At 51.3% G+C, this 13,255-nt stretch carries 12 protein-coding genes; 5 read left to right on the forward strand and 7 right to left on the reverse strand.

Annotated features, from left to right (window positions below; genetic code table 11):
- The first annotated feature begins 67 nt into the window (after positions 1-67).
- From hutH to J6600_RS18615, 5 genes are all read left to right on the forward strand, one after another.
- Positions 68-1,606, forward strand: a complete 1,539-nt coding sequence (gene hutH, locus J6600_RS18595) for a histidine ammonia-lyase (protein WP_209388367.1) — start codon at positions 68-70, stop codon at positions 1,604-1,606.
- Positions 1,603-3,267 (forward strand): urocanate hydratase, encoded by a 1,665-nt coding sequence (gene hutU, locus J6600_RS18600; protein WP_095271191.1) that lies wholly within the window; start codon positions 1,603-1,605, stop codon positions 3,265-3,267. The genes hutH and hutU overlap by 4 nt, the downstream gene beginning before the upstream one ends.
- A 1-nt stretch (position 3,268) precedes the next feature.
- Positions 3,269-4,534, forward strand: coding sequence for an imidazolonepropionase (hutI, locus tag J6600_RS18605; RefSeq protein WP_014419269.1), 1,266 nt, complete (start codon positions 3,269-3,271; stop codon positions 4,532-4,534).
- Complete coding sequence (hutG, locus tag J6600_RS18610; protein ID WP_209387753.1) at positions 4,527-5,477, forward strand: formimidoylglutamase; 951 nt, start codon at positions 4,527-4,529, stop codon at positions 5,475-5,477. The genes hutI and hutG overlap by 8 nt, the downstream gene beginning before the upstream one ends.
- A gap of 70 nt (positions 5,478-5,547) precedes the next feature.
- Positions 5,548-6,966 carry an amino acid permease gene (locus J6600_RS18615; RefSeq protein ID WP_151295908.1) on the forward strand — a complete coding sequence of 473 codons (1,419 nt, stop codon included), beginning with the start codon at positions 5,548-5,550 and terminating at the stop codon, positions 6,964-6,966.
- A 39-nt stretch (positions 6,967-7,005) separates the two neighbouring features.
- Here J6600_RS18615 and J6600_RS18620 read toward each other — a convergent pair whose 3' ends face one another.
- From J6600_RS18620 to J6600_RS18650, 7 genes are all read right to left on the reverse strand, one after another.
- The gene (locus tag J6600_RS18620; protein WP_007407816.1) at positions 7,006-8,307 is read right to left on the reverse strand and encodes a pyrimidine-nucleoside phosphorylase; all 1,302 of its coding nucleotides are present in this window, start codon (positions 8,305-8,307) and stop codon (positions 7,006-7,008) included.
- A 27-nt stretch (positions 8,308-8,334) separates the two neighbouring features.
- Positions 8,335-9,516 carry a NupC/NupG family nucleoside CNT transporter gene (locus J6600_RS18625; RefSeq protein WP_004393280.1) on the reverse strand — a complete coding sequence of 394 codons (1,182 nt, stop codon included), beginning with the start codon at positions 9,514-9,516 and terminating at the stop codon, positions 8,335-8,337.
- A 92-nt stretch (positions 9,517-9,608) separates the two neighbouring features.
- A complete protein-coding gene (deoC, locus tag J6600_RS18630; RefSeq protein WP_004393277.1) occupies positions 9,609-10,277 on the reverse strand; it encodes a deoxyribose-phosphate aldolase in 669 nt (222 codons plus the stop codon).
- A 90-nt stretch (positions 10,278-10,367) separates the two neighbouring features.
- Positions 10,368-11,309 carry a DNA-binding transcriptional repressor DeoR gene (locus J6600_RS18635; RefSeq protein WP_004393275.1) on the reverse strand — a complete coding sequence of 314 codons (942 nt, stop codon included), beginning with the start codon at positions 11,307-11,309 and terminating at the stop codon, positions 10,368-10,370.
- A gap of 70 nt (positions 11,310-11,379) precedes the next feature.
- Entirely contained in the window at positions 11,380-12,192 is an 813-nt protein-coding gene (gene yidA, locus J6600_RS18640) for a sugar-phosphatase (protein WP_209387754.1), read from the reverse strand.
- A gap of 68 nt (positions 12,193-12,260) precedes the next feature.
- Positions 12,261-12,785: a hypothetical protein gene (locus J6600_RS18645; RefSeq protein WP_014306122.1), complete on the reverse strand. Its 525-nt coding sequence runs from the start codon at positions 12,783-12,785 to the stop codon at positions 12,261-12,263.
- Positions 12,775-13,194 (reverse strand): lipocalin family protein, encoded by a 420-nt coding sequence (locus tag J6600_RS18650; RefSeq protein WP_021494681.1) that lies wholly within the window; start codon positions 13,192-13,194, stop codon positions 12,775-12,777. The genes J6600_RS18645 and J6600_RS18650 overlap by 11 nt, the downstream gene beginning before the upstream one ends.
- Between the last annotated feature and the right edge of the window lie 61 nt (positions 13,195-13,255).

The raw sequence follows: 13,255 nt of genomic DNA on the forward strand, positions 1-13,255 counted from the left end.
CATTTTCATGGCATAGCTCCTTTTTGTATGGGCGCTTTACCAAAGTAAAGGAAAAGGGGTTGAAATGATGGTGACGTTAGACGGTTCCTCACTGACAACCGCAGATGCCCAGCGTGTGCTGTTTGATTTTGAAGAGGTTCAGGCATCTGCCGAAAGCATGGAACGTGTGAAAAAAAGCAGGGCGGCGGTTGAACGGATCGTTCAGGAGGAGAAGACCATTTACGGGATTACAACGGGGTTCGGCAAGTTCAGCGATGTGCTGATTCAAAAAGAAGACGCCGCGGATCTGCAGCTGAATCTGATTCTTTCTCACGCGTGCGGCGTCGGTGATCCGTTTCCGGAATCTGTATCGCGGGCCATGCTGCTTTTGCGAGCCAATGCCCTGCTGAAAGGCTTTTCCGGCGTGCGGACTGAGCTGATTGATCAACTGCTCGCGTATCTCAATCATCGCATTCACCCGGTCATCCCGCAGCAAGGGTCACTAGGGGCGAGCGGAGATTTGGCGCCGCTTTCTCATCTCGCACTGGCGCTTATCGGGCAAGGCGAAGTCTTTTACGAAGGGGCCCGGATGCCGACAGCTCATGCTTTAGAAAAGACAAACCTTCAGCCGGCCGTCCTGACCTCTAAGGAAGGGCTCGCGCTGATCAACGGAACGCAGGCCATGACCGCAATGGGGCTGATCGCTTACCTCGAAGCCGAAAAACTGGCCTATCAATCGGAACGGATCGCGAGCTTAACGATCGAAGGCCTTCAGGGCATTATCGATGCGTTTGACGAGGACATTCATGCCGCCCGCGGTTATCAGGAACAGATGGATGTCGCAGAGCGAATCCGCTATTACTTGTCAGACAGCAAGCTGACGACCGTCCAAGGGGAGCTGCGTGTCCAGGACGCCTATTCGATCCGTTGTATTCCTCAAGTCCACGGCGCATCATGGCAGACATTAGCGTATGTAAAAGAAAAATTAGAAATTGAGATGAATGCCGCGACAGATAACCCGCTCATTTTCGAAGACGGCGCCAAAATCATCTCAGGCGGAAACTTTCACGGACAGCCGATCGCCTTTGCCATGGATTTTCTCAAAGTAGCGGCGGCCGAACTTGCGAATATTTCTGAACGCCGGATCGAACGGCTTGTGAATCCGCAGCTGAATGACCTGCCGCCCTTTCTGAGCCCTCAGCCCGGCTTACAATCCGGAGCGATGATCATGCAATATGCGGCGGCCTCCCTCGTGTCAGAAAATAAAACCCTGGCCCATCCCGCCAGTGTCGATTCCATTCCTTCATCGGCAAACCAGGAGGATCACGTCAGCATGGGAACCATCGCCTCAAGGCACGCCTACCAGATCATTGCGAATACGAGACGGGTGCTTGCCGTTGAAGCCATTTGCGCGCTGCAGGCCGTGGAATACCGGGGTGCGGAACATTGCGCTACGTACACAAAACAGCTCTATCTTGAAATGAGGAACATCGTGCCGTCCATACAAGAAGACCGCGTGTTTTCTTATGACATCGAGCATCTGAGTGACTGGCTGAAGAAGGAGTCTTTTCTGCCGAATGAACATCACCAAAAACTGATGACCAATGAAGGAGGACTGACAAGATGACTGATGTAAAGAAATCAATCCGCGCCGGCCGCGGCACCGAACTTGAATGCTTAGGATGGGAGCAGGAAGCCGTGCTCCGCATGCTCCGAAACAACCTTGACCCGGAGGTTGCCGAAAAGCCGGAGGATCTGATCGTATACGGCGGCATAGGCAAGGCCGCGCGAAACTGGGATGCTTTTCACGCGATTGAGCGTTCCCTCAAAACGTTAAAAGATGATGAAACACTGCTGATCCAATCCGGAAAACCGGTCGGACTGTTCCGCACGCACAGCCGCGCCCCCCGCGTCCTGCTGGCTAATTCGGTTCTCGTGCCGAAATGGGCGGATTGGGAGCATTTCCATGACCTTGAGAAAAAAGGGCTGATGATGTACGGGCAGATGACGGCCGGCAGCTGGATTTATATCGGCTCACAAGGCATTTTGCAAGGCACCTATGAAACCTTTGCGGAGCTTGCGAGACAGCATTTCGGCGGCAGTCTGAAAGGAACCCTAACGCTGACGGCCGGACTTGGCGGAATGGGAGGCGCCCAGCCGCTGTCCGTCACGATGAATGATGGCGTCGTCATCGCCGTTGAAGCTGATGAAACACGGATTGATAAACGGATGGAAACAAACTATTGCGACCGTAAAACCGCATCAATTGACGAAGCGCTGCGCTGGGCCGAAGCAGCCAGACAAGCCGGAGAACCTTTATCGATCGGCCTTCTCGGCAATGCGGCTGAGGTGCATCATGAGCTTTTGAACCGCGGCGTCCATATTGACATCGTGACCGATCAGACTTCCGCTCACGACCCGCTGATCGGCTATATTCCGGCAGGATACTCACTTGAAGAGGCCGGGCGTCTGCGCCGGGATCAGCCCGATTTATACGTAAGGCTATCCAAGCAAAGTATGAAAAAGCATGTGGAAGCCATGCTTGCCTTCAAGAAAAAAGGGGCTATCGTCTTCGATTACGGCAACAATATCCGTCAAGTTGCCAAAGATGAGGGTCTCGCCGATGCTTTTGATTTTCCGGGATTCGTTCCCGCCTACATCCGGCCTTTATTTTGTGAAGGAAAAGGGCCGTTCCGCTGGGCTGCGCTGTCGGGAGACCCTGAAGATATATACCGCACGGACGCTTTATTAAAAGAGCTGTTTCCAGAAAATCAAGCCCTTCACCGCTGGATTGACATGGCGCAGAAAAAAGTCACATTCCAAGGCCTGCCGTCCCGTATTTGCTGGCTCGGCTACGGTGAACGGGAAAAGATGGGGCTCGCCATCAATGAATTGGTCAGAAACGGCGAGCTGAAAGCCCCGATCGTCATCGGAAGAGACCATTTAGACTGCGGATCTGTCGCCTCTCCGAATCGGGAAACAGAAGCGATGAAAGACGGAAGCGACGCGGTCGGCGATTGGGCGGTGCTGAACGCGCTGATCAACACGGCCTCAGGCGCAAGCTGGGTTTCTTTTCACCACGGCGGGGGCGTCGGCATGGGGTATTCCCTTCACGCGGGAATGGTCGCGGTCGCTGACGGCAGCATCCTTGCGGAACAACGGCTTTCCCGCGTTCTGACAAGCGATCCGGGAATGGGCATCATCCGCCATGCGGACGCAGGTTATGAAAAAGCGGTTCAAGTCGCCGAGGAACAAGACATTATGATACCGATGAAAAAGGAGCGGTAACATGCCGAAACAAATAGATACCATACTCACCAACATCGGCCAGCTGCTGACGATGGAATCCGGCGGCCCCCGATCAGGCGGAAGCATGCAGGATCTTCATGTCACGGAAGATGCCGTCATCGGCATTCACGACGGGCGCATTGTTTTTGCCGGACATCAAGGAGCGGAGGAAGGATACGAGGCAAGAGACATCATCGACTGCGGGGGACGGCTCGTCACCCCCGGCCTCGTCGATCCCCATACCCATCTTGTATTCGGAGGGTCCCGGGAAAAAGAACTGAATTTAAAAATTCAGGGCATGTCCTATTTGGATATTCTGGCGCAAGGCGGCGGTATTTTGTCAACGGTCAAAGACACGAAAGCCGCCTCCGAAGAAGAACTGATTGAAAAAGGGCTTTTTCACCTCGGACGCATGCTGTCATACGGCATCACGACCGCGGAAGTAAAAAGCGGGTACGGACTCGACAAAGACACGGAGCTGAAACAGCTGACCGCAGCGAAAAAACTGGGCGGGCGCCAGCCGGTCGACCTTGTCACGACCTTTATGGGGGCACACGCCATTCCGCCTGAGTACCGGAACAGCCCTGACGAATTTCTGAATCGCATGCTGCAGCTTTTGCCTGAAATAAAAGAAGAAGGCCTCGCGCAATTTGCCGATATTTTCACAGAAACAGGCGTCTTTACCGTCAGCCAGTCGCGGAACTACCTGAAAAAGGCGTCTGAAGCTGGTTTCGGCCTGAAAATCCATGCTGATGAGATTGACCCGCTCGGCGGCGCGGAATTGGCGGCAGAACTGCATGCTGTTTCTGCCGATCATTTGGTGGGGGCGTCTGACGAAGGCATCGAAAAGCTAGCGGAGTCCGGAACGATCGCCGTCCTGCTGCCGGGCACGACTTTCTATCTTGGCAAACACACTTATGCGAGAGCCCGGGAGATGATTGATGCGGGCGTACGGGTCAGTTTGGCGACTGACTTCAACCCGGGCAGCTCACCGACGGAAAATCTCCAGCTCATCATGTCAATTGCCGCGCTTCATTTAAAAATGACCGCAGAAGAAATCTGGCACGCTGTCACCGTTAATGCCGCGTATGCGATCGGAAAAGGCGAAGAGGCCGGACAAATTAAAGCCGGACGGGCGGCTGACATTGTCATTTGGGAAGCGCCGAATTACATGTATATCCCGTATCATTACGGCGTCAATCATGTCCGCCGTGTCATCAAGAACGGAAAGACGGTCGTTTCAAGGGAGGGAGCCGCTCTTGGATAAGTATCCGTTTCTGCAAAAAGCCGGCTCCCTCTTCAACGACCGCCATGTGACAAGGATCGGTGATGTGACGGAAGCGTGGGCGGGACAAACGATCAAAGGGCCGGCTTTGATCGGCGTTCCGCTTTCTAAGTCGTCAATCAGCCATTCCGGCGCCTGCTTTGCACCCGGTGCGATCCGCCGGGCGCTCGGCGGGATTTCCGCATATTCCGCGGAGCTGCGGGAGCATGTCATTGACCATCTGTACGATATCGGCGATATTCAGATTCACGTCACGGATGTCGTCACATCTCACGAACACATTTATCGGACCATTTATGATATTCTGACGGATCAGCCTGACTGGGTGCCCGTCATTCTCGGCGGCGACAACTCCATCAGTTATTCCACCATTAAAGCCATTGCGGAAACGAAAGGAACAACAGCCGTCTTTCAATTCGACGCCCACCACGACGTCCGCAACACAGAAGACGGAGGACCGACAAACGGCACGCCATTCCGCCGGCTGTTAGATGAAAATATCATAAGCGGACAAAACCTGATTCAGCTTGGAATCAGGGAGTTCAGCAACAGCTTGGCATATGAACAATATGTAAAAGAGCGGCAGGCAGACGTGCATACAATGGAGATGATCCGGGAGAAAGGGCTCCTCCGAACGATACAAGAGGTCTTGCCGGCCGTTCAAAAAAGAGCCGACGCCATTTTTATTTCGGTTGATATGGATGTGCTGGATCAAGCTCATGCGCCCGGCTGTCCTGCGATCGGCCCCGGAGGTCTGTATACCGAAGAACTGCTTCAGGCGGTCAGGTTTTTAGCCCAGGAGGCTGACATCTCGGGTATTGAGATCGTTGAGGTTGATCCGACACTTGATTTTCGCGATATGACAAGCCGGGCAGCCGCACACGTCATTTTACATGCATTAAAGGGATTTAAATTGTCACGTTAAAGTCAAATCCGGCACGCGTGCTCTCGGCTGCCGGAAGATTCTCACGCCACGCAAAAAGGGGGAGATCACGATGGATGTTGATCAAGGCGGCAATCAACTAAAGCGCACGATGAAAAGCAGGCACTTATTTATGATTTCATTGGGAGGGGTCATCGGCACGGGGCTGTTTTTGAGCACAGGGTATACATTGAGCCAGGCCGGGCCGGGCGGGACGATCGCCGCTTACCTGATCGGCGGCTTGATGATGTATCTTGTCATGCAGTGTCTCGGAGAATTGTCAGTAGCCATGCCTGTGACCGGTTCATTTCAAACGTATGCGACAACGTTTATCGGGCCGTCCACGGGTTTTATGGTCGGTATCATGTATTGGGTGAATTGGGTGGTGACGGTAGGATCGGAGTTTACAGCTTCCGGTATCCTCATGCAGCGCTGGTTTCCCCACAGCAGCGTCTGGATGTGGAGCGCGATTTTCGCGGCTCTCCTTTTTGCCGCCAATGCATTCTCCGTTAAATTGTTTGCAGAAACAGAGTTTTGGTTTTCCAGCGTCAAAATCGTTACCATCCTTTTATTTATCATCTTAGGCGGCGCCGCGATGTTCGGTTTGATTTCATTGCACGGTTCGGGTGAAGCTCCGATGCTGTCGAATTTCACCTCACACGGCGGACTGTTTCCGAACGGCTTTCTTGCGGTTTTCATCGCAATGATTTCCGTAAGCTTCGCCTTTTCAGGGACGGAGCTGATCGGAATTACCGCGGGTGAAACCGCCAATCCGGCAAAAGATATTCCGCGTTCGATCCGAAATGTCGCCTGGAGAACAGTCATCTTTTTTATCGGCGCCATTTTTGTGCTGTCCGGACTGATCTCCTGGAAGGAAGCCGGTGTGATTGAAAGTCCGTTTGTCGCGGTCTTTTCCCAAATCGGTATCCCATACGCCGCAGATATCATGAACTTCGTGATTTTAACGGCTTTGCTTTCGGTCGCCAACTCCGGACTGTATGCTTCCACCCGGATGCTGTGGTCTCTTGCAAATGAAAACATGATCAGCGCCCGGTTCAAAAAAGTCACGCCGAAAGGCATTCCGCTGAATGCCCTGCTCGCCAGCATGGCCGTTTCCTGCATATCCTTGATCTCAAGCATTGCCGCCCCGGGCACGGTCTACGTGGTGCTCGTGGCAATAGCCGGATTTGCCGGCGTCGTGGTGTGGATGAGCATCGCCCTGTCTCAGCTGTTATTTCGAAAACATTATGTGAAAAACGGCGGACGCGTCTCGGATCTGACCTTCCGCACACCGTTATACCCTCTCGTTCCGATCGCCGCCATGATCTTATGTTTCGCTTCATGCGTAGGCCTTGCATTTGATCCCAATCAAAGAATCGCCCTCTTCTGCGGAATTCCTTGTATGATCCTGTGCTATCTCATTCGTTTTTTGAGAAAGAAACAGCCGAAACAATCCGTCCGTGACATTCATTTGGATAAAACCATGCCATAAAAAAAGGCACATACTGATGAGGTATGTGCCTTTCTTCTCTTATTCCGTAATCAGCGTATGAATCAGTTTCGGCGCTTCCGCTTTTTCTGAGATGCGGATGTTGTCATAGACTTTGGCGGTCACGTCTTCAACGTTTTCGCGGTTGGCGTAAAGGGTGACGAGCGGCTCGCCTTTTTCGACGTTGTCACCGACTTTTTTGCGGAGCATAATGCCGACGGCAAGGTCGATTTCGTCCTCTTTTGTCGCACGTCCCGCGCCCAACAGCATCGCTGCGACGCCGATTTCGTCGGCGACGATTTCTGAAACGACACCCGCTTCTTTCGCCGGAACGTCAATTTTGTACGCCGCCTGCGGAAGTTTGGACGGATCGTCAACGACAGAAGCGTCTCCTCCCTGATTGCTCAGGAACTCTTTGAACTTTTCAAGCGCTTTGCCGTTTTTCATGACTTCCTGAAGCTTCGTTCTCGCTTCTTCCAATGTCTCAGCTTTTTTCGCCAATACGACCATTTGGCTGCCGAGCGTGAGGACGAGTTCGTTTAAGTCTTCAGGCCCTTCCCCTCTTAACGTATCAATGGCTTCTTGTACTTCCAGGGCATTCCCGATCGCAAAACCGAGCGGCTGCGACATGTCAGAAATCACGGCCATCGTCTGGCGGCCGACGTTGTTTCCGATGCGGACCATTGCTTTGGCGAGGTTCACGGCGTCTTCATCCGTTTTCATAAACGCGCCGGCTCCCGTTTTGACGTCAAGCACGATAGCATCTGCTCCGGCGGCGATTTTTTTACTCATAATTGAGCTTGCGATCAGCGGGATGGAGTTCACCGTACCCGTTACATCACGCAGCGCATACAGCTTTTTATCGGCAGGCGTCAAGTTGCCGCTTTGTCCGATGACGGCTACCTTGTCGCGGTTCACAAGCTTGATGAATTCATCTTTTGATAATTCCACGTGGAAGCCTTCGATCGCTTCCAGCTTATCAATGGTCCCCCCCGTATGGCCAAGACCGCGGCCGGACATTTTAGCAACGGGAACGCCGAGCGCCGCGACGAGCGGTGCGAGTACGAGAGTTGTCGTGTCGCCGACCCCGCCCGTAGAGTGCTTGTCGACCTTAATGCCTTCAATGGCGGAGAGATCAATCGTTTCCCCTGAATTCACCATCGCCATTGTCAGATCTGCGCGCTCCTGATCTGTCATATCCTGAAAGTAAATCGCCATAGCCAGTGCGCTTGCCTGATAATCAGGGATGCTTCCGTCCGTGTATCCTTTTACGAAAAATTGAATTTCTTCTGTTGTCAGTTCTTTTCCATTTTGTTTTTTTACAATAAGATCTACCATTCTCATGATCTATCACCTGTCCTTCATTTATGTTCAGTGAATCAATCCGACGATCGCCGCTGTCAAGAAGCTGACGAGTGTTGCGCCGTACAGCAGCTTCAGACCGAACCGCGCGACGACGTTTCCTTGTTTTTCATGCAGCCCTTTCACCGCACCGGTAATGATTCCGATAGAGGAGAAATTCGCGAATGAGACAAGGAATACAGATACCACTGCCTGTGTATGCGCACTGAAATGGAAATCGCCGGATGAGAGTGTCTGCATCGCCACAAATTCATTCGATACCATTTTCGTCGCCATAATGCTTCCGGCGCTCACCGCTTCATTCCACGGAATACCGGTTAAAAACGCAAACGGCGCGAATACATATCCGAGCAGCGCCTGGAATGTAATGCCGAAGACCGCGTTAAAAACGCCGTTGACCAGGGCAATGAGTGCGACAAATCCGATCAGCATCGCCGCTACGACGACGGCGACTCTGAATCCATCCATTATATACTCACCGAGCACTTCAAAAAAGGATTGCTTTTCTTCTTCAGGAACGACGATCAAATCCTCTTCTTTGCTGACGGTGTACGGGTTGATGATAGAAGCGATGATAAATCCGCCGAATAAGTTCAGCACAAGCGCCGTCACGACGTATTCAGGCTTCAGCATCATCATGTAAGAACCGACGATCGACATTGAGACCGTCGACATTGCGGACGCGCAAAGCGTATATAAGCGCTGTTCAGTAAGATAACCGAGCTGTTTTTTCAAACTGATAAAGACTTCTGATTGCCCTAAAATCGCGGATGCAACAGCGTTGTAAGATTCGATTTTCCCCATTCCGTTCACCTTGCTTAACGCAAGACCGATATACTTCGTGATGAAGGGAAGGACCTTCCAATGCTGCAGAATTCCGATTAAAGCGGATATAAAGACGATCGGCAGAAGCACGCTCATGAAGAACGTCGTCTGTTTCGCATTCACAAGCCCGCCGAATACAAAGTTAATCCCTTCTGATGCATATTCCAGCAAGTAGTTAAATCCTTTTGCAAAACCGCCGACAAGAAAATTCCCGATACCGGTGTTGAGGAGAATATAACCGAGAATCAGCTGCAGCACGAGCATGACGGCGATCGGCCGGATTCTGATTCTTTTTTTGCCGTTGCTGGCAAGCCAGGCAAGACCTAAAAACACAATGATTCCGATAATTCCGATGAGATACTTCATATGTGTTCTCCTTTTATTTGTATTCGCTTACAATTTTTTATGCATCAACAAAGAAAGGGGATGGCGGAAGCTTTCAGCTTCCGCACTGCTGATTAATAGTCGCTGCTGCCGCTGTCTCCGCCGCTCACGATAGAGACGCCCGCACTTGCGCCGATCCGGCTCGCGCCCGCAGCGATCATGCTGTCAACATCAGCTTTTGTTCTGATGCCGCCTGATGCTTTGACCCCGATGTCCGGTCCGACTGTTTTTCTCATAAGAGCGATATCTTCAGCCGTTGCCCCGCCTGTAGAAAAACCGGTAGACGTTTTGACGAAATCGGCGCCTGCTGATACCGCTAAGCGGCACGCGCGCTCTTTTTCTTCATCTGTCAAAAGGCATGTTTCGATGATCACTTTGACGAGCGCTTTTTTATCAGCTGCTTCAACTACTGCGCGGATATCAGCTTCAACCGCTTCATCATCGCCGTCTTTTAATGCGCCGATATTGATGACCATGTCAACCTCAGTGGCTCCTTTTGAGATGGCATCCTTCGTTTCAAATGCTTTTGTTTCCGATGTGGTTGCGCCGAGAGGAAATCCGATAACGGTGCAAACGTCAACTCCCGTGCCCTTCAGTTCCTCCGCTGCGAGTTTGACCCAAGTCGGGTTTACACAAACGGAAGCGAATTTATACTCTTTTGCTTCTTTTATCAGTTGTAAAATATCTGCTTTTTGTGTATGCGGTTTCAAAGCAGTATGGTCTATTTGACTTGCAATTGACATTGTATGCACTTCCTTTTTCCTAGGATACGTTTAGAATAACCGAATTTTGAACATATGTAAATTGGTAATTGAAATTATGTTCATGAATTGTCACAATTCTTGAATGAGTTTTTTGGCCGTATGCTGATCGGTAATCAAAACATTGGCGTACTTTCCTTTGAGGGCACCGTGAATGGCCTTGCATTTTCTGCTGCCGCCCGCCACCAGAATCGAACGCTCTTTCATTTTCAAGTCGCTGAGCTCGACTCCGATCGTCCGGCCGTTAATGCTGCTGCTGCAAATCCTGCCTTCCTCGTCAAAAAAGCGCGAACAAATATCGCCGACCCCGCGTGCTTTCAGCAATTGTTTCTCTTCTTCCCGGAAATAGCCGAGTCTGAAAAGCAGCGCCTCATCCCGGACGGTTCCGACCGTAAACAGGGCGATATTGGCTTGTCTGCCCATTTCAATGATCCGCTTAATATGTCTGTCCCGCTCGACCATCTGTTTCACATCGGCGCTGTCAAATATAACCGGCAGCGGCAAATACCTCGGCATCGTCTGAAATGCTTCGGCGAACAGCTGAATCGTTTCTGACGAATACGTATTGACATTGGAATGACTGATGCCGCCTTTCAGCTGCACGACTTCAACGCTCTTTACCTGCTTCGGCTCCATGCGGCTTGCGATCTGGTACATCGTCGTCCCCCAGCTTACGCCGAGTATATCGCCGTCCTTTACGGTTTTATGCATATAGTCTGCGCCATAGCGGCTTAAGTAATGTGTAATGGCCTGGTAATCGTCGCTTGGAGAAAAGACGACGTGCGCCTCAAGCAGCCCGTATTTTTCTTCCAGCTTCGCGCCTAGTTCGTCCAGATCCTCAAATGGGTCCATGACGCGAATTTGCACATACCCTTTTTCCTTTGCGTACTGAAGCAGCCTTGAAACGGTGGGGCGTGACAGATTAAGCCGTTCGGCGATCTGCTGCTGGCTGTAATCTGATTGATAATATAGTTTTGCCGCTTCTATGCTGAGCTGCTGTTTTTCACGATCCATGTCGCGCCTCCCCTCTCCGCTTATCATATCACCAAAACACGCGGTAAAAAAGCACCCTCTGATGGGGTGCCTATTTTTTCAGCACAAGCTCCTGAATCGCATGCGCCACGCCGTGTTCGTTATTTGATTTTGTTTCAAAATCGGCAATCTCCCTTACTTCCGGGATGGCATTGGCCATTGCCACACCGCAGCCGGCCCACTGAATCATGGACATGTCGTTGCCGTTATCGCCGATTGCCATGACGTCTTTCTGTTCAATGCCGAGTTTTTCGGCCAGCAGCTTAACCGCGTTTCCTTTACTGACTTTCGGGTGAAGAATCTCATGGAAGAATGGCGCGCTTTTGACCATTGTGTATGTTTCCCTGAATGATTCCGGAATGGAAGCGACCGCTTTCTCCAGCTTGTCCGGATCGTCAATGAACATGATTTTCGGAATCAGAATATCCTTCGGCACTTCATCGATCGTGCGGAAATGAAGCGGCACTTTCGTAATGTATGATTCGTATACCGTGTATTCACTGATATCCCGGTTCGGCGTGTACAGATTGGCTGTGTCAAAGTAATGCATCGGAGTATCCAGCTGTAAGCTCAGCTCGTAAAGCGACTTCAAATCCTCATAACCTAATGACTGCTCGGCCACGACACCGTTTGTATACGTATTTTGGACGAGTGCGCCGTTATAGGCAATCACAAAGTCGCCTTCTTCCTGTAAGTTCAGCTCTTCCAAATACCGACGCACGCCGCCGATCGGCCGGCCCGTGCACAGGACGATATTGACCCCTTCCGCTTTGGCGGCATCAAGCGCCCCGCGGACTTCAGCCGTCACTTCATGATGATCGTTTAGTAGTGTTCCGTCCATATCTATTGCGATTAACTTGTACATCCTGCATCTCCTTTGTATCCTTTTCTTCTTATGCTTTCATCATATCGTTTTTTCGTTTCAATGAAAAATCAAACGGACAAGTTTCTCCGCCTTCTCTTCGTATACCGGGCCTGCCTCCGGATGCGGGGCCGTCTTTTCCCCTTGTCAGCTTGTTCGCCGCCGTCGTCTGTTTTCTGCTTCAAGAGCATCAGCCCCGCCGCAAAGAAAGGGACGGCCGCTATGTCCAGAAGGGCAAGCTTTATTCCCATCGCTGCGGGAAAGTATGCCCATAATGAACGGCTGTTCCGCCTGATCATGATATAAGAAACGATTTCCAGCAGGATAAACAGAGCGTTCACCCACAAGTAAATGAGCATTGCCGCAAACAGAAACAGCAGAAGCGTATTCCGCAGCGTGCCGGAAAACAGAAGAGCGCGCATCATATCAAAGAATGAAAAAGACTGCATGCTGCCGTTGACGACATTGGGATTGTAAATGGTAAAACGCCCGAACTGATCAAAAAGCATAAAAAATAACCATAACAGTGAAAACCATTGAATGATATGTACGATGACACCCGTCAAAACGAGTCTGTCGGCAGCCTTATTTCTCATGTGCATCCTCCCCGCCGGTTTTTATTCTTGTCATTGTTTTTGTTTCTCCGTATATCTTCCAAATGAGCGTACCGTTTTTTCCTCTTTTCAACGTGCTTTTGACGGGGTGCGGATGGCCGAGGTATTCAATCTCGATCGTCCCGTCCGTGTTTTGTGCGATCACCTTGTACACATCTGAGGGCATGGCAACCTCGCCGCGGCCTTGAATGACCTGCTTAGTCAGCACGCTGTCTTTCGTAAACGTGACGGTTTCAGATCTGACCCCGTCCATCGGGCCCGGTTTCAGCCCCGCATCCCATGTCCCGTAATAAAAAGGGGTATCGTCTGCTTTCTTTTGCGAGCAGCCTGTTATCATGACGCATCCGAAAACAAGAACCGTCATGATGAAAATCCGTATGTTCCGCAACATGATCACCTTCCTATGAAGCTTTTTACGCCTGTAACTTAGGCAGATGCCGTGGCACTGTGCA

The organism is Bacillus sp. LJBV19 (assembly GCF_017797845.1).
GTDB classification, from domain to species: Bacteria; Bacillota; Bacilli; order Bacillales; family Bacillaceae; genus Bacillus; species Bacillus velezensis.